The organism is Allobosea sp. Root381 (assembly GCF_001429395.1).
GTDB lineage: Bacteria > Pseudomonadota > Alphaproteobacteria > Rhizobiales > Beijerinckiaceae > Allobosea.
On sequence record NZ_LMJT01000009.1, the window covers coordinates 117,550 to 134,075 of the forward strand.

Genomic DNA, 16,526 nt, shown 5'->3' on the forward strand with positions numbered 1-16,526 from the left:
CGGACGCTGCCTAGCAGCGGGCCCGGACCCCATGAACACCGGAACCTCCGGAAGAGGCTCCCTGTCGCGTTGAGACGCTTTCCGCCTGTGTTCATGGATTCCGGGCTCTTCGCGGAGTTTGCCCCTGGGCCGGCCAAAGGTCGGACCCGAGGGCGAAGCCGCGGAAAGACGGCACGGGCTCATTCATCGGGAGAAGCGCCATGTCCAGAAATTGCCTCTCGCGCCGCCGCTTCGGCCAACTCGCCGGTGCCGCCGCAGCCTCGTTCGCATTGCCGGTACGAAGCTTCGCTCAGGCGAAGACGTTGACAGCGCTTGGCCATCGTGTCCACCAGACCGCCGCCACGACAGGCCCGGGCGGCGACGCCACCGAGCCCTTCCGCAAGGCCAGCGGCGCCGATCTAAACTGGGTGACCTTCGGCGACGTCAACGCCGTCCATGAGCGGCTTCTGCGCGAGGCGTCGCTGTCGGAGACCACGATCGACGTCGCCTATCTGGTCAATGGTCGAGCCGTGCCGCGCAATCTCAAGCTGTTCGAGCCGCTCGACGCGCTGATGAAGGACGCTCCGATCGAGGCCTTCGATGATTTCGCGCCGGGGCTGCTCGGGCCGCTCAAGGTCGACGGCGCGCTGCATGGAGTGCCGGTGCGCCACGCCACCAATGCGCTGATCTACAACGAGGCGATCCTGGAGGAACGTGGCGTCACCGCTCTGCCCAAGACCTTCGAGGAACTGGTCGAGCTCGCCCGCAAGCTTACCTTCAGGCGCGATGACGGCACGCAGGTCCACGGCTTTGCCTTCACCGCGGTCTTCGCCTCGAATTTCCTGACGCTCGCCCGCTGCCTCGGCGGCGACTACATGACCGTGGACGGCAAGCTCGTCGCCAACGAGCCGCCTATGGTCAAGGCCCTGACGCTGCTCGCCGATTTCTACAAGGCCGGCGTGCTGCCGCGGAATTTCGCCACCGTGAACAACGAGGAGATCACCACCTGGATGCAGCAGGGCCGGGCTGCGATGACGATCAATCCCTTCGCCCGGCTGGTGACCTATAACGACCCGTCCAAGGGCAAGTTCGGCGGGCGCTTCAAGTCGCTGCTGCCGCCGATGGCGGCTAATCTCGTCGGCAAGACGGCCTATGCCCCAACCGTCGAGTTCTGGTCGCTGATGATCCCGAAGAACGCAAAGCAGAAGCCGCTGAGCTGGGAGTTCATCCGCACGCTGTCCTCCAAGGCCGGCACCACCGCCATGGCTTTGAATGGCAACGGCCCGACCCGGATATCGACCTATGCCGACGAGAAGCTCAAGGCCGCCATGCCCTATGCCTCCGACGAGGCCGCGGCGTTGAAGGCCTCGCGCATCCACCTGCCGGCCTTCGACGAGCAGGCCCGCGCCCACGATATCTTCATCGAGGAAACGCAGGCCGCCGTGCTCGGCCGCAAGCCGCCGCAGCAGGCGATGGACGATGCGGTGGCGCGCGTGAAGCCGCTGCTCGGCTGATGGCGGGCTCGCTTTCGGGGCGCGTCGCGCTGGTCACCGGCGGGGCGCGCGGGATCGGGCTCGCCATCGCGACCGCGCTCGCTGCGGCAGGTGCGCGCCTCGTGATCCATGATCGCGACGAGGAGGCCGTCGCCGTCGCTCGTTCCCTCGGCGATACGGCCGGCCACGCCCTGCCGATCGTCGCAGATCTCGCCAAACCTGACGCGGTCGCCCGGATTACCACTGCGCTGGGCCGGCAGTCGCTTGCGCCGGACATCCTGATCCTAGGCGCTTCAGCCGAAATCCGTCAGACGGTCGAGAGCGTGAGCGACGAAGCCCTCATCCTGCAAAGCGAGGTCAATCTCCACGCGACGGCAAGGCTGCTGAAGGCCTTCGTTCCGGACATGCGCGCGCGCGGCTTCGGCCGTGTCATCGCCATCGGCTCGGTACAGGAGGCGCGCGCCAATGCCGACTGCCTCTACTATGCCGCGACCAAGGCGGCGCAGACGAGCCTGATGCGGACACTCGCCCGCACGACGGAGGCCGGCGACCTGACCTTCAACGTGATCCAGCCCGGCGCGATCCGCACCGGTCGCAATCGCGCCATCCTGGCGCAGCCGGGGCGCGAGAAGCAGGCCCTGTCGCGTATTCCGCTCGGGCGCATCGGAATGCCGGAGGATTGCGCGGGCATCGCCCTGCTGCTGTGCTCGGCAGAGGGCGCTTACATCAACGGCGCCGAAATCGCGGTCGATGGCGGGATGCGGCTCTGATCGCGCTCGATGCCGCCAATCTGCCTCCACCGGGCGTTGATTTCCGGTGAAGGCCGGAGACAGGAACTGGGACCGCCGCCTCAAGCCGGCAGGACGACGACCTTCGTCTTGACCGGCGTGCGATCGTAGAGATGCATCATGTCCTGGCTGAGCAGGCCGACGCAGCCGCTCGTGATGCCGTTTCCGATCGATTCGGGGTCGCTGCTGGCGTAGATCGTGTAGAGCGTGTAGGCGCCGTTCTGGTAAAGATAGAGCGTGCGGGCGCCGAGCGGGTTGTCGAGGCCACCCGGCATGCCGCGGGCATATTTGGCCGCCTCGGGCTGGCGCTTGATCATTTCCTTGGGCGGTGTCCAGGTCGCCCATTCGGCCTTGCGCCCGATATAGGCGTCACCGCTCCAGCGGAAGCCGTCGCGGCCGACATTGGCGCCATAGCGGGTGGCGGACCCGTCGCCCTCGACGCGGTAAACGTAGTAGTTGCCGGGATCGACAATGATCGTTCCTGGCGCTTCCTTGGTGTCGTAGGCAACGGTCCGGCGGAAATATTTCGGATCGACCTTGGTGACATCGACCGCCGGAATCGGGAATTTCTCCTCGGGTACCGGGCCGTAGACCTTGGTGGCCTCGGCGAGACTCATGCCGTCGGATGTCACGCAGCCGCCCAGCCCTAGCGCGCCAAGACCGGCGGCCGAGCCGGCCAGAAACGACCGGCGGCTGAGAAGCCCCGCACGGAGCCCGAGCAGGGCGTTTTCGTCCATCTTGCCGGCGTCGCCAATCCCACTGTCGATGTTCATGATTCTGGACTTCCCGTGTCCTGCTGCCCGACGAGATCCTACTCCGGCATGCACCGCTGAGCGTCTTTGCCGAGCTGAGATTGCCGGCACATGGCCCAACTGGCAAGCGCGGGCTTTCGCTGCGCGGTGCTTGCCATGCGCCAAAGTCGATCCGAGCGTCGTGAGCGCCGCATCGGAGAAGCTTGCGACCATCCCCGTCCCGAGCACGATCCAGCCAGGACAAAGACGGGCAGGTTCGGCGACATTCCGAGGATGATCTGCCCGGTCGCGATGGCGCCCGGCATCGGCGACGAGCAAGCCGATCGAAAGGCCGCCGACGGCGAGACCGCCGGTGTCGGTCGGTCACGCCGCCTTGCCGCAGCAGGAGGAAGTCGGTGCAGAGTCCGGAGCCTTGGCTGGACCGCAACACCCCGTCTGCGCTTCGGCCTTTACCACCGTGGGTTCGGCGCAGCAGTCCTCACCTTCGGCGAGCACCGGGCCGCAGCAGCCGCCGCCAGCCGCCGGGGCCTTGCAGACACCGGTTTCCGGCAGCACGAGCTTGACGTCGTCGGCCGCTTTCATGTCGCCCGCAAGCGCCGCAGCGATCGAACGAACCTGCTCGTAGCCCGTCAGCATCAGGAAGGTCGGGGCGCGGCCGTAGCTCTTGATGCCGGCCGTGTAGAAGCCCGGTTCGGGATGCGAGAGCTCGCGGTGGCCGTGCGGCGGAACGGAGCCGCAGGAATGCAGGTTCGGGTCGATCATCGGTCCGAGCTCGCGGGCACCCTCCAGCCAGGGATCGAGCTCGACTCTCAATTCGCGCGTCAGCGAGAGATCGGGACGCTGGCCGGTGCAGGCGATGACACGGTCGACCGGACCGATCATGTGCCCGCCGCCTGCGGTCTCGCCGTCGAGATGAAGACGCCCGTCTTCCTCGCGGATGCCCGCCACGGCAAAGCCGCTCATCAGCGCGATGCGGCCGCTCTCGACCAGGCGGCGCAGCCTTTGGCCGAGATCGCCGCGGGCGGCCAGCCGATCGTCGGCGCCTCCGCCGAAGACGCGGGAGAGATCGCGGCCGCGCGTCGCCCAGATCGCCCTCGTCGCACCGTCCTGCTCCGACAGGTCGACGAGGTCGAGCAGCACATTCGCTGCCGAATGCCCGGCGCCGAGCACGAGAATCGTCCGGCCGGCATAGGCGTCGCGGTCGCGGCCGAGCACGTCCGGGATGCCGTAGGCGATCCGATCGGCCAAGCCTTCCTCGCCATCGGCCGGGATGCCGCTGGCCCCAATGGGATTCGGGGTCGTCCATGCCCCGGAGGCGTCGATCACGGCTCGGGCCAGCCTGCGTCGCGTGCTGCCCCCGCGGTCGCGGATGGTGAGCTGGAACGGATGCAGCGCCCGGTCCCGGCTGACGACCTTGTCGATGCCTCGGCGGCCGATCGCGGTCACGCGGCTACCGAACTCGATGGCCGGCGCGAGCTGCGATGTCGCCGCCAGCGGAGCGAGGTAGCGCTCCACGAACTCGTGCCCGGTCGGATACGCCTGGGCATCAGGCTCCTGCCAACCCGCCCTTTCGAGCAGGGCGCGGCTGGCCGGATCGATGTTGTATTCCCAGGGCGAGAACAGCCGCACATGGCCCCAGTCGCGGATATTGGCGCCGACGCTGTCGCCCGCCTCATAGAGCTTCACCGGAATGCCGCGCGCGACGAGATTCGCGGCAGCAGCGAGCCCGACCGGGCCGGCCCCGAGGACGACGACCGGGAGTTCCTGCATGTTATTCTCCGATTCTACCGGAATCATGGAATTAAACGGCAAATAAGTGCTGCTCAGGCAGCCCTCCCAGTCGCTTCCGAGCAGCCTTCCTCGATGCAGCATTCCTCCGCGAGAAAGCCGAGAAGCGCATCCATCGCCGGGTAGACCGCGCGACAGATCAACGTGGTCGCCTGCCGCTCTTGAGAGACGAGCCCATCGCGGATCAGCCGCTGAAGATGATGGGAGAGCGTCGAAGCCGGGATACCGAGGCGCTCCTGCGCCTGAGCGACCGGCAGCCCACCATGCCCCGCCCGAACGAGAACGTGATAGAGCCGAAGGCGCGTCGGATTGCCGAGTGCCTCGAGCTGCGATGCTGCTGTTTCGATATCCATGGAAATAAAGGTGACGTGCCCCGCATGCCCGGTCAAGCGTTATTTCCATATTTCTCGAATTACTCCGCCGCCTGGACCTTACGCGCGTCCTGCCCGCGCTCGTACCAGCCCTTCGAGCGGTTCACGATCCAGACGACCGTCAGCATGACCGGGACCTCGATCAGCACGCCGACGACGGTCGCGAGTGCGGCTCCGGAGTGGAAGCCGAACAGGCTGATCGCGGCCGCGACGGCGAGCTCGAAGAAGTTCGAGGCGCCGATCAGGGCTGACGGTCCCGCCACGCAATGCTGCTCGCCGGCGATCCGGTTCAGCAGATAGGCCAGCCCGGAATTGAGATAGACCTGGATCAGGATCGGCACGGCGAGCAACGCGATCACCATCGGCTGCGCGAGGATCTGCTCGCCCTGGAAGCCGAAGAGCAGGACGAGCGTCGCAAGCAGGGCGACGAGCGAGGCCGGCCCCAGCCGGCCGAGCAGCCTGTCGAGCGCCGGCTGTCCACCTCTTGCCAGCACGCGGCTGCGAATGAGCTGCGCCACGATGACCGGGATGACGATGTAGAGCGCGACCGAGAGCATGAGCGTGCCCCACGGCACGGTGATCGCCGAGAGGCCGAGCAGCAGGCCGACGATCGGGGCGAAGGCGACGACCATGATCGCATCGTTCAGCGCGACCTGGCTCAGGGTGAAATGCGGCTCGCCCTTCGTCAGGTTCGACCAGACGAAGACCATGGCGGTACAGGGCGCGGCGGCCAGGATGATCAGGCCCGCGATGTAGCTGTCGATCTGCTCGGCAGGCAGCCAGGGCCGGAACAGCCAGGCGATGAAGAACCAGCCGAGCGCTGCCATCGAAAACGGCTTCACTGCCCAGTTGATGAAGAGCGTGACGCCGATCCCGCGCCAATGCCTGCCGACCTGCCCCAGCGCCGCGAAGTCGATCTTCAGCAGCATCGGGATGACCATCAGCCAGATCAGAACGGCGACGGGCAGGTTGACCCTGGCGATCTCGGCCGTGCCGACGGCCTGGAACACGCCGGGCATGACGTGGCCGAGCGCGATCCCGACGACGATGCATAGCCCGACCCAGACGGTGAGGTAGCGTTCGAAGGTAGACATCATGACCTCAGGCGAGAGCGACGAGCTGGCCGGCGGCGTTGATGACCAGCACGCCGTCCTCCTTCCGGAACTCGCCGCGCTGCGGCGGCAGCAGCGGCAGGACGGCCTCGGACGGCCGGCACAGTTTCACGCCCTTGGGTGAAACCACGAGCGGACGGTTGATCAGGGTGGGGTGCGTTTCGATCGCATCGAGCAGGGCCTCATCCGACAGGCTTGCGTCGCCAAGGCCGAGTTCGGCGAAGGGCGTGCCTTTCTCGCGCAGGATCTCCCGGACGGTCAGTCCGGCGCGAGCCAGCAACTGCTTCAGCAGCGCTCGCGATGGCGGCGTCTTGAGATACTCCACGATGTGCGGCTCGACGCCCGCATTGCGGATGAGGCCCAGCGCATTGCGGGACGTGCCGCAGGCCGGGTTGTGGTAGATGACGACGTCGAATGCTTCAGGCATCGGATGCGACTTTCGGTGGGCAGCAGGGGCTGAGTTCTGCCATCAGCGGCGCGCAGATCTCCGGGCGACCACCGCAGCAATCCTTGAGCAGGAAGGCGACCGTCGCGCGCAGCGCGTCGAGGTCCGCCCGGTAGATGATGGAGCGGCTGAAGCGCTCCGAATGCACGAGGCCCGCCCGGCTCAGGATGCCGAGATGCGAGGACATCGTGTTGTGCGGCACCTCGAGGCGCCGGGCGATTTCGCCGGCGGGAAGGCCATCGGGCTCGGCTGCGACCAGCAGGCGGAACACGTCTAGGCGGGTGCCCTGCGCCAAGGCGGCAAGCGAGAGGATGACTCTTTCAGTTTCCATATATCGAGACTTATCGACGGTTTGCTTGCGGTGCAAGGGCGTTGCAACCGTCTCAACCTCGACCGACCACCAGACTTCGGCCGGAACGGAACTGCCGAGCGGGCCAGCCGTTGAACGCAGGAGGCATCATAGGAGGCCACCATGCGAGACGGCTCTGGAAACCGGATGTCACCCGAAGAACAGCAGCGCGTGAAGTCGATCAGCGGCGCGCCCAAGGAGGGTTCGCTGAGAGAGGTCTCGGTCGATCCCGGGACTGGCAGTGAGAGCGGCGATGCCGAAAAACCCGCTCCACCATCAAAACCCGCGCCGGGCTTGAGAGGCGAGGAGTAGCTGCTCGACGAACTTCTCTCCTCGACATATCAGCTGCGGCCTGATGCCGAGGCCGAGGAAGCTCAACGACGTCTCCCGCGGGATGACCTGCGAGAAATCCGGCGGGAAAGCTCGCGACCGTCGCGCATCGCCTAAACGACCGGGACCCGCAAACCAGTCTTGACGCGGTCCATCGTCACGAAGGTCCTGAACTTCCGGATGTTGGCATCGGCGAAGAACAGCCGCCGCGTCAGCGCCTCATAGGCCGCCATGCTGGGCACGAGCACGACCAGCATGAAGTCGACCTCGCCCGTCACGTAGTAGCATTGCTGCACTTCCGGCGCGGCGAGAAAGGCGCGCTTTGCTGCGTCGATATCGGTTGCGGTCTCGCTGACCAACTCGACCTCGACGAACAGCGTGATCGGGTGGCCGAGGGCGGCAGGCTCGACGACGGCGACATTGGCGGTGATGATCCCGTCCCGCTCCATGCGCCGGATCCGGCGCTGCACCGCCGGCGCCGAGAGATTGACCTGTTCGCCGATGACGCGCTGAGGCGTCGTGTTGTCGGCCTGCAGGATGGCGAGGATCGCCCGGTCGAAGGCGTCCAGTCCAATAGCGGTCGGCTCGGCCAAGCAGGGTCCCCTGAAACAAACTTGCAAAACGTCCCGGCAATTGGAGCGCATTTTTCGCTGCTGCCGCAATATCCTTTCGGCCTCCACAGTCGCAGAGGCCACGAATGTTCCTGCTCAATTCGCTCGCTGCCTATCGGCAACCGCTTCATCCGGTCGATGCGGAGATGTTGGGTACCGCTGGCGCCGACGCGATCGAGCGGCATCTCGCGCAGCGTCCCGAGCATCGACCGACGCCGCTCGTCGCCTTGCCCGGCCTCGCCGCCGAGCTCGGTATCGGCGCGCTCCACGCCAAGGACGAGGGGCACAGGCTCGGCCTCGGCAGCTTCAAGGCGCTCGGCGGCGCCTATGCCGTCGCCCGGCTGGTGCTCGAGGCGGCCGGCGAGACGCTCGGGCGCGCGCTCGACGAGGCCGATCTGACCTCGCCCGCCGTCCGGACCGTCGCAGCTGGAATGACCTTCGCATGCGCCACCGATGGCAATCACGGCCGCTCGGTCGCGCAGGGCGCCGCGCTGGTCGGGGCGCGTTCAGTGATCTTCGTGCATGGCGGGGTTAGCCCGGCACGGGCCGAGGCGATCGCGCGCTTCGGCGCCGAGATCGTTCGGGTCGAGGGCACCTATGACGATTCCGTCGTCGAGGCGGCGCGCGTCGCGGCCGAGCGCGGCTGGATCGTCGTCTCCGACACCGCCTGGGAAGGCTATGAGCGCATTCCGGGGCTGGTCATGCAGGGCTACACGGCGATCATGCGCGAGGCGCTCGCAGAATTGCCCGCTCCGCCGACCCATGTCTTCGTCCAGGCCGGTGTCGGCGGCATCGCCGCGGCGATCGCGGCGCATCTCTCGCTGGTATTGGGCGAGAGGCGGCCGATCTTCACCGTGGTCGATCCGGCGCGCGCGGCCTGCGTTTTCGAGAGCGCCCGCGCTGGAGAGCCGACCAAGATCGGCCATGGCGAGCCGACCGTGATGGCGATGCTTGAATGCTACGATCCGTCGCCTCTGGCCTGGCGCGTGCTGGCGCGCGCCGCCGATGCTTTCATGACCGTCGAGGACGAAGTCGCTGTCGAGACCATGAACCGGCTGGCCCGGCCTGTGGTCGGCGATCCGGCGGTCGTCGCAGGGGAAAGCGGCGCGGCAGGGCTCGCCGGGCTGGTCGCGGCCCTGCGCGACCCGCAGGCGCGGGCCGCATTGAAGCTCGACGGAACCTCGCGCATCTTCGTGGTCGTTACCGAAGGCGCGACCGATCCCGGCCGCTACGCCGAGCTCGTCGGGCTGACGCCGGCCGAGGTCGCCGGCCCGGTGGCGTGATGCCCGGCCGGTTGACGCTGCTCTACCAGAGCCATTCGCCCTACGCCCGGAAGGTACTGGTCTGCGCCCATGAGCTCGGCCTCGCTGAGCGCCTCGACGTCGTTCACCACGAGACCAGCCCGACCAACCGCAACGATGCCGTCTTCGCGGCCAATCCGCTCGGGAAGGTGCCGGTTCTGCTGACGTCCGATGCCGGCGCGCTCTTCGATTCCACCGTGATCTGCGATTACCTCGACCGGCTCGGCGGCGCCGGCTCGCTGGTCCCTCGCGACGGGCCCGCCCGCTACGAGGCCTTGCGCCTGCAGGCGCTGGCCCAGGGGCTGTGCGATGCCGGCATCGCGCTGCGCTGGGAGACGGTGCGGCGGCCGGAAGCCCAGCGCTATCCGCCGCTGGCCCAGGGGCAGGCGGCGAAGCTGCTCGAAGCCTATGACCATCTGGAGGGGCAGGCGCAGTTCGCCGGCCAAGTCGCCGCCGGCCAAGTCACCAATGACCAAGTCACCATCGGCCAGATCGCACTGGCGACGGCGCTGGCCTGGCTTGAATTCCGCGACATGCCTGATTTTCGCAAACGGGCGCCGCGCCTCGCCGCCTGGCATGACGCGTTCTGTCGGCGCGCCTCGATGCAAGCCACGCCCTATGACGGTGAAACGCAGGACGGAGCCCCGCGATGACCATGCTGGACCATGACGCGCTGGCTGCGGAGATGACTGCCTGGCGGCGCGATCTCCATGCCCATCCCGAATTCGGCTTCGAGGAGGCGCGCACCAGCGCCTTCGTCGCGGCAAAGCTGCGCGCATTCGGCCTCGATGAGGTCGTCGAGGGCGTGGGTGGCACCGGCGTCGTCGGCACGTTGAAGCGCGGCAGCGCCAACCGGGCCATTGCGCTGAGGGCGGACATGGATGCGCTGCGGATAGCGGAGCGGGGCGAGCGCTCCTATTGCTCCCGGAATCCGGGTGTCATGCATGCCTGCGGCCATGACGGCCACACGGCCATGCTGCTGGCGGGGGAGGCTGGCTTCGACGGTACCGTGCGTTTATCTTCCAGCCGGCCGAGGAGTGGGGGCGCGGTGCGCAGGCCATGCTCGATGACGGCTTGATGGAGCGGTTTCCCTTTGCGGAGATCTTCGGGCTCCACAACGCGCCCGGGCTCGGCATCGGCCGGTTCGAGACACGTGCCGGGCCGATCATGTCGGCCGAGGACAATTTCGAGATCGTGCTCAAGGGCGTCGGCGGCCACGCCGCCCGCCCGCACGCCGGAAACGAAGTGCTGGTCGCAGCCTGCGCCCTCGTCACCAACCTGCAGACCATTGTCTCGCGCCGCCTCAGCCCGGCCGACATCGCCGTCGTCTCGGTAACCGAACTGCTGACAGACGGCACCCGCAACGCGCTGCCGGGCCAGGCCCGGATCCTCGGAGATGCCCGCAGCTTCAGGCCCGAGGTCAGCGCCGAGATCGAGCGGCAGATGCGCGTCATCGCCGCGGGCACGGCGCTGGCGCATAATGTCAGCGCCGATGTCGGCTACACGCGAGAGTTCGTGCCGCTGGTCAACGATGCCGCGCTGGCCGATGCGATGCTGAAGGCGGCGGGCACTGCGCTGGGCGAGGCCAATGTCGCCGTCGCGCGCGAGCCGATGACGGGCTCGGAAGACTTCGCCCGCTTCCTCGATCATGTGCCCGGCTGCTTCGCCTTCGTCGGCAATGGCGACACGGCGCCGCTGCACAATCCGGGCTATGATTTCGACGATGCCGGGCTGATCCACGGCGCCAGGCTGCACGCGGCGATCGTCCGCAGCCGGCTGCCGGGGCTGTGAGCGTTCGGTAGGGCGGCCCGAAAAGCAGCATGCAGCTTTCGAGATGTTCTCCGATCGGACTGGATCGTGCCCGTTGCCGTCGCTGCGCTCGCAACGATGGGGATCAGCGTTTCAGCGCGATCATCTGGACGGGGCGGGTGAGCCAACCCATCGGGCCGGGCCAGTGCCGCCCTACTGCCCGTCCATTCTCGGATCGAGGGCGTCCCTGAGTCCGTCGCCGATGAAGTTGAAGCTCGTGACGGCGAGGGTGATGGCGAGGCCGGGGATGATGGCGAGCCAGGGCGCGCTGGTCAGGTAGCTCTGTGCGCTTTCGAGCATGTTGCCCCAGCTCGGCGTCGGCGGCTGGATGCCGTAGCCGAGGAAGGAGATGTAGCTCTCGGCCAGGATCGCATGGGCGACGTTCAACGTCGCCGCGACCACGATCGGGGCGATGGCGTTCGGCAGCAGCTCGCGGAACATGATGCGGCGGCCGCTCGCGCCGAAGGAGACCGCGGCCTGGGCGAACTCGCGGGTCTTGAGCGAGCGGATCTGGGCCTCGACGACGCGCGCGACCTCCATCCAGGAGGTCATCGCGATCAGCATGACGATCGAGGGCACGGAGGGCTGGATCAGCGCCGAGATTGCCAGCAGCAGGAAGATCGAGGGGAAGCAGAGCATCGCATCGACGAAGCGCATCAGCGCAGCCCCGATGATGCCCTCGTAGAAGCCGGCGACGAGGCCGACGGTGACGCCGATCGCCATCGCGATCGCCATGGCCGAGAAGCCGACGGCGAGCGAGATCCGGCCGGCCATCAAGAGTCTTGCGAGGATGTCGCGCCCGAGCGGATCGGTGCCGAGGATATGCGGCCCGGCGAAGGGCGGCGCGAAGCGCTGGCGGATGTCGATGAAGGTGTCGGTATAGGGCAGCAGCCAGGGCCCGACGATACAGGCCAGCGTCAGCAGGATGATGCTCGCCGCACCGAACCGCACCGAAGACCGCGAGCTTGTGGCGGCGGAAGCGGCGCAGGCCCGGGCTGTTCCAGAAGCCGGGGGCCGGCGCGGGCATGGACTCGACAGCGCTCATGAGGGGCACCTCGCTCATCGGTGGCTGCTGGCGATGCGCGGATCGGCGACGCCATAGAGCAGATCGGCGATCAGGCTCCCCAGCAGCACCAGCACGGCGGAGAACATCAGGATGCCCATCACCACGGGGTAGTCGCGATAGCTGATCGAATCGAGGAAGAGCCGCCCCATCCCCGGCCAGGTGAAGACGGTTTCGGTGACGAGCGCGCCCGAGAGCAGCGTCGGCACATGCAGGCCGGTGATGGTGATCATCGGCAGGAGCGCGTTGCGCAGGCTATGACGGAGCAGGATCGTGCGCTCGGAGAGCCCCTTGGCGCGGGCGGTGCGGACATAGTCCTGGTTGATCACCTCCAGCATCGAGGAGCGCATGTAGCGGCTCCAGACGGCGGTCGAGACCAGCGCCAGCACGATGCAGGGCCCGATCAGGTGGTGCAGCTGGTTGAGGAAGGAGCCGTCGCCGACGGTGTAGCGGTTGCCCGCCGGCAGCCAGCCGAGGCCGACCGAGAAGACATAGATCACCACGAGCCCGAACCAGAAGGTCGGGATCGAGAGCGCGATCATGGCGCCGATGGTGGCGAGCGAGTCGAACACCGAATAGCGCCGGATCGCGCCGAGGATGCCGATCCAGGCGCCGAGCAGCATGGCGAGCAGCGTCGAACTCAGCATCAGNGGTGGCGAGCGAGTCGAACACCGAATAGCGCCGGATCGCGCCGAGGATGCCGATCCAGGCGCCGAGCAGCATGGCGAGCAGCGTCGAACTCAGCATCAGTTCGAGCGTCGCGCCGAGATGGCTCGCGATGACGTGCAGCACCGGCTGCTGGTCGCGATAGGAGCGGCCCCAGTCGCCCGACAGCATGCGCCAGAGCCACTCGGCATATTGCACCGGCAAGGGCCGGTTCAGGCCGAGCTGTTCCGCGATGCGGTCGAGATCGGCCTGGGTCATGTCGCCGCCGGCGGCAAACTGCGACAGCGGCCCGCCCGGCGCCAGATGCAGGATCGAGAAGCCGATCACCGAGACGATGAACAGCAGGACGACGGCCTGACCTAGCCGGCGCAGGAGGAAGCCGATCATGATGCCGTTCTCCCGGTCGCCAAAGTGTTCTTCGATAGAGTCGAGCCGCTGATGACGTCGTTGCGAGGAACGTGAGCGACGAAGCAATCCAGGAGCGGCAGCGCTCTACGCCCCCTGGATTGCTTCGCTGCACTCGCAATGACGGCAACGGGGCGATCCAGGCTGATCGGAAAACGATCCAAGCTGCTCATCTCGCCCCGTCCGGTCACGCTTACTTGGCCCAGTACCAGCTGCCCATGTTCCAGGCGTTCTGGCGCTGGTTGATGTTGGGGCGGTAGCCGACGAGGCCTTCCTTGACGCCCTCGATCGGCGCGTACTGGAAGATCGGCAGGATCGGCAGCTCCTCGCGCACGATCTCCTGCAGCTTGAAGTAGATCGCCTTGCGCTTCTCCTGGTCGAAGGTCTCCTGGCCCTGCTTCAGCAGGGTGTCGGCCTCGGCGTTCTCCCACTGCATGTAATTGCCGCCGCTGCCGCCCTTGACCGGGATGGCGTCGGAGGCGAATCGCGAGGCCGGGTCCGGATCGACGCCGGTGCGGAAGGTAGTGCCGACCAGCAGGGAGTCGAATTTGGATCGGACGTAGAACTCGCCCCAGATCACGGCGGCTGGCATGTTGTTGATCGTCATCTTCGCGCCGATCTGCTGCCAGTCCTGCTGGATCAGCTGCTGGCATTGCTCGCGGAGCTGGTTGCCGGTCGTGGTCGAGACCGCGAACTCCAGCGGCACGCCGTCCTTCATGCGGGTGCCTGAGCCGGAACGCTTCCAGCCGGCCTCGTCGAGGAGCTTGTTGGCGCGGGCGAGATCGCGCTTCTGAGCCGGTAGATTCGGATTGAAGGCCCAGGATTCGCGCGGTGCGAAGGATTCGGTCGCCTTCGGGACGCCGTAATAGATCGCGTCGATGATCGCCTGCTTGTCCATCGCCGCATAGAGCGCGTGGCGCACGGCCTTCTCGGCGAAGGCCTTGTTGCCGAGATTCGGCATGATGATCTCGAGATTGCCGCTCGGCGCGACCGCGACCCGGCGGCCGGGCAGCTTGATTGCCTCCTGGTAGAAATTCGCCGGGATGCCCGAGATGATGACGATGTCGACCTGGCCGGTGCGGAACTGGGCATAGAGCGCGGTCAGGTCAGGGATGTATTTGAGGACGGCCTTCTCGAGATGGGGGCCGTCGCCGTGATAGCTCTCATTGGCGACGAGGGTGATGTTGTCGCCGGGCGTGCGCGTGCTCCAGCGGAACGGGCCGGTGCCGACGGGAGCATTGTTGAACGGCGCGGTGTTCGGGTCGGTCGCCTTGCCGAGGATGTGCTTGGGCACGATGTGGGTGTTCGCCAGCATGGCGAGATAGGGCGCGTAGGCCTTCTCCATCCGCCAGGAGATCTCGTGCGGGCCCTTGACCACGATGTCCTTGACGAAGGCGTGGCCGACGCGGGTGCGCGCCTTGAAGCCGGCCGCGTTGATCAGCTCCAGCGAGAACTTGACGTCCTCGGCGGTGAAGGCCGTGCCGTCATGCCACTTCACGTCGTCGTGCAGCTTCACGCTCCAGGCGAGGCCGCCCTCCGAGATGCCGCCATTGGCCTCGCTCGGCACCGCGACCGCGAGGTCCGGGCGAAGCGTGCCATCGGGCTCGGCGACCCAGAGCGAGTTGAACACGCTGGTCCAGACGACCTCGTCGACCTCGACGCCGGGCATCAGCGGGTTGAACGAAACCGGCTCCTGCGACAGGCCCACGACGACCACGCCGGTCGGCTTGGCGGGGGCCGGCGGTACCGGTTTACCGGCGGTCTGGGCCTGGGCAGCGAAGCCCGAGGTCGCGGCGAGCGCGCCGGCGCCGAGGCCGAACAGGTCGCGACGGTTCAGGCTCCAGTTCGAAAACAGTCGCGGATCGTGAATGTCTCTCATCGTGCTTCCCTCTCCCAAGGCAACTGTTTCCAGCGGACGCTGAAAGGCATCATCACAATAATGAAACAGGCCGGCGCCAGATTTTCACTGCAGGTGTCATTCGGCTAAAAATCTTCATCATACGTGATGCGACGTCAAGGGCCTCTTCACGCCGTTGAGCCAGGTCAGAGCGGGATTATCTCGTAACATATTGAAATATAACGATATTGATTTCCATCACCCGATTTTCATCAAAATGGTTGCACGACGCCCGCCGCTCATCATATCGTTCCCGGGCCTTCAATCGCCCTCGGACCCCCCAATGTCGGATTCAGCGCTGCCCGCCGAGAACTTGGACGTCGATGCCGACGAGCAGCTCGAGGCGATGAGGATCGGGCAAAGGCTGCGGGCGCTCAGGGCCGAGCGCGGGCTGACGATCCTCGAACTCGCGGCGAAGGCAGGGGTTTCCTCCGGCAGCATCAGCCAGATCGAGCGCGGCGCTTCCAATCCTTCCGTCAGCACGCTGCAGAAGCTTCGCGCCGCGCTCGGCGTCACGCTGTGGTCGTTCCTGGAGAGCGACGGGGCGGCCGCCGCGCCGGCGCGCGAGGCGCAATACGTCCGGCGCCAGGCCAACCGCCCGCGCATCGTGGTCGGAACCAACCAGCTCACCAAGGAGCTGCTTTCGCCGCGCGACAACAACGAGCTGCGCTTCATGATCCTGACTGTCCCGCCCGGCGCGGCGAGCGGCAGCTTCCTGAGCGGCCCCGGCGACAAGGGCGGCTATGTGCTTTCCGGCCGGGTCGAGCTCACGATCGGCGACGACGTCTTCGAGATTGGCGAAGGCGACAGCTTCCAGTTTCCCAGCACCATTCCGCATCAGGTCGTCAACCGCTCGGGCGCCGAGGCGAAGCTGGTCTGGATCATCAATATCCGGGAATCGCACCTCTAGGGGCGGTAGCACCAGGCGGGGCGGCCGCGGCCGCCATCCACCTGCCATTTCCAGCAGACTGAGAGAGATCATGATCACGCGTCACGAAGTCACCGGCCGTCTCAGCAAGGTGCTGGTCGCCAACGGGTTCGCCTTCCTGTCAGGCCTTACCGCCAAGGACCGCAGCGGCGGCGTCAAGGAGCAGACCGCCGACATCCTCGCCCAGATCGACGCCTATCTGGCGATGGCCGGCACCGACAAGACCCGCATCGTCGTCGGCAACATCTGGCTCAAGGACGTCGGCACCTTCAACGAGATGAACGCGGCCTGGGAGGCCTGGGTCGATCCGAAGCAGCCGCCGGCGCGCGCGACCGTCGAGTCCCGCCTGGCGGCCGACGACATCCTCGTCGAAATCCAGGTTCAGGCACTCGTCTGAGTTCGACGGCCCGCCGCGAGGCCTCGCGGCGGGCACTTTTCC

The 16,526-nt window shown here is 66.9% G+C and carries 15 protein-coding genes and 3 pseudogenes; 7 read left to right on the forward strand and 11 right to left on the reverse strand.

The window, feature by feature from the left end:
• Positions 1-200 precede the first annotated feature (200 nt).
• Together ASE63_RS10015 and ASE63_RS10020 are read left to right on the forward strand one after the other, a co-directional pair.
• Positions 201-1,493: an extracellular solute-binding protein gene (locus tag ASE63_RS10015; protein ID WP_056800407.1), complete on the forward strand. Its 1,293-nt coding sequence runs from the start codon at positions 201-203 to the stop codon at positions 1,491-1,493.
• A complete protein-coding gene (locus ASE63_RS10020; RefSeq protein WP_056800409.1) occupies positions 1,493-2,242 on the forward strand; it encodes an SDR family oxidoreductase in 750 nt (249 codons plus the stop codon). Before ASE63_RS10015 ends, ASE63_RS10020 begins: the two co-directional genes overlap by 1 nt.
• An 80-nt stretch (positions 2,243-2,322) precedes the next feature.
• Here ASE63_RS10020 and ASE63_RS10025 read toward each other — a convergent pair whose 3' ends face one another.
• The 7 genes from ASE63_RS10025 to ASE63_RS10055 form a co-directional block, all read right to left on the reverse strand.
• Positions 2,323-3,033, reverse strand: a complete 711-nt coding sequence (locus ASE63_RS10025; protein WP_056800412.1) for a L,D-transpeptidase — start codon at positions 3,031-3,033, stop codon at positions 2,323-2,325.
• 342 nt (positions 3,034-3,375) lie between these two features.
• Positions 3,376-4,782 (reverse strand): FAD-dependent oxidoreductase, encoded by a 1,407-nt coding sequence (locus ASE63_RS10030; RefSeq protein ID WP_056800415.1) that lies wholly within the window; start codon positions 4,780-4,782, stop codon positions 3,376-3,378.
• Between the two features lie 53 nt (positions 4,783-4,835).
• Positions 4,836-5,153, reverse strand: coding sequence for a metalloregulator ArsR/SmtB family transcription factor (locus ASE63_RS10035; RefSeq protein WP_056800418.1), 318 nt, complete (start codon positions 5,151-5,153; stop codon positions 4,836-4,838).
• A 59-nt stretch (positions 5,154-5,212) separates the two neighbouring features.
• A complete protein-coding gene (gene arsB, locus ASE63_RS10040; RefSeq protein ID WP_056800662.1) occupies positions 5,213-6,265 on the reverse strand; it encodes an ACR3 family arsenite efflux transporter in 1,053 nt (350 codons plus the stop codon).
• 7 nt (positions 6,266-6,272) lie between these two features.
• Complete coding sequence (arsC, locus tag ASE63_RS10045) at positions 6,273-6,710, reverse strand: arsenate reductase (glutaredoxin) (RefSeq protein ID WP_056800420.1); 438 nt, start codon at positions 6,708-6,710, stop codon at positions 6,273-6,275.
• Complete coding sequence (locus ASE63_RS10050) at positions 6,703-7,059, reverse strand: metalloregulator ArsR/SmtB family transcription factor (RefSeq protein WP_056800423.1); 357 nt, start codon at positions 7,057-7,059, stop codon at positions 6,703-6,705. Before ASE63_RS10050 ends, arsC begins: the two co-directional genes overlap by 8 nt.
• Positions 7,060-7,520: 461 nt before the next feature.
• Positions 7,521-8,000, reverse strand: coding sequence for an Lrp/AsnC family transcriptional regulator (locus ASE63_RS10055; RefSeq protein ID WP_056800426.1), 480 nt, complete (start codon positions 7,998-8,000; stop codon positions 7,521-7,523).
• 104 nt (positions 8,001-8,104) lie between these two features.
• Here ASE63_RS10055 and ASE63_RS10060 point away from each other — a divergent pair, with 104 nt between their 5' ends.
• The 3 genes and pseudogenes from ASE63_RS10060 to ASE63_RS10070 all read left to right on the forward strand — a co-directional run bounded on the left by ASE63_RS10060 (position 8,105) and on the right by ASE63_RS10070 (position 11,110).
• Complete coding sequence (locus tag ASE63_RS10060) at positions 8,105-9,301, forward strand: diaminopropionate ammonia-lyase (RefSeq protein ID WP_056800428.1); 1,197 nt, start codon at positions 8,105-8,107, stop codon at positions 9,299-9,301.
• 11 nt (positions 9,302-9,312) lie between these two features.
• Positions 9,313-9,972, forward strand: a complete 660-nt coding sequence (locus ASE63_RS10065) for a glutathione S-transferase (protein ID WP_056800431.1) — start codon at positions 9,313-9,315, stop codon at positions 9,970-9,972.
• Positions 9,969-11,110: pseudogene (locus tag ASE63_RS10070) on the forward strand (amidohydrolase). Before ASE63_RS10065 ends, ASE63_RS10070 begins: the two are co-directional and overlap by 4 nt.
• A gap of 171 nt (positions 11,111-11,281) precedes the next feature.
• Here ASE63_RS10070 and ASE63_RS10075 read toward each other — a convergent pair.
• The 4 genes and pseudogenes from ASE63_RS10075 to ASE63_RS10085 form a co-directional block, all read right to left on the reverse strand.
• Positions 11,282-12,155: pseudogene (locus ASE63_RS10075) on the reverse strand (ABC transporter permease).
• A 32-nt stretch (positions 12,156-12,187) separates the two neighbouring features.
• Positions 12,188-12,841, reverse strand: a 654-nt coding sequence (locus ASE63_RS28330; protein WP_244491358.1) for an ABC transporter permease, incomplete at its 5' end; no start/stop codon positions are given.
• 1 nt (position 12,842) lies between these two features.
• Positions 12,843-13,244, reverse strand: a pseudogene (locus ASE63_RS28335) (ABC transporter permease); the annotation flags it as partial.
• Positions 13,245-13,455: 211 nt separating this feature from the next.
• Positions 13,456-15,141 (reverse strand): peptide ABC transporter substrate-binding protein, encoded by a 1,686-nt coding sequence (locus ASE63_RS10085; protein WP_056800434.1) that lies wholly within the window; start codon positions 15,139-15,141, stop codon positions 13,456-13,458.
• 301 nt (positions 15,142-15,442) lie between these two features.
• On the opposite strand from ASE63_RS10085, the gene ASE63_RS10090 reads away from it, so the two are divergent.
• Together ASE63_RS10090 and ASE63_RS10095 are read left to right on the forward strand one after the other, a co-directional pair.
• Positions 15,443-16,069 (forward strand): cupin domain-containing protein, encoded by a 627-nt coding sequence (locus ASE63_RS10090; RefSeq protein ID WP_200962547.1) that lies wholly within the window; start codon positions 15,443-15,445, stop codon positions 16,067-16,069.
• Between the two features lie 70 nt (positions 16,070-16,139).
• Complete coding sequence (locus ASE63_RS10095) at positions 16,140-16,484, forward strand: RidA family protein (protein WP_056800438.1); 345 nt, start codon at positions 16,140-16,142, stop codon at positions 16,482-16,484.
• Positions 16,485-16,526 lie beyond the last annotated feature (42 nt).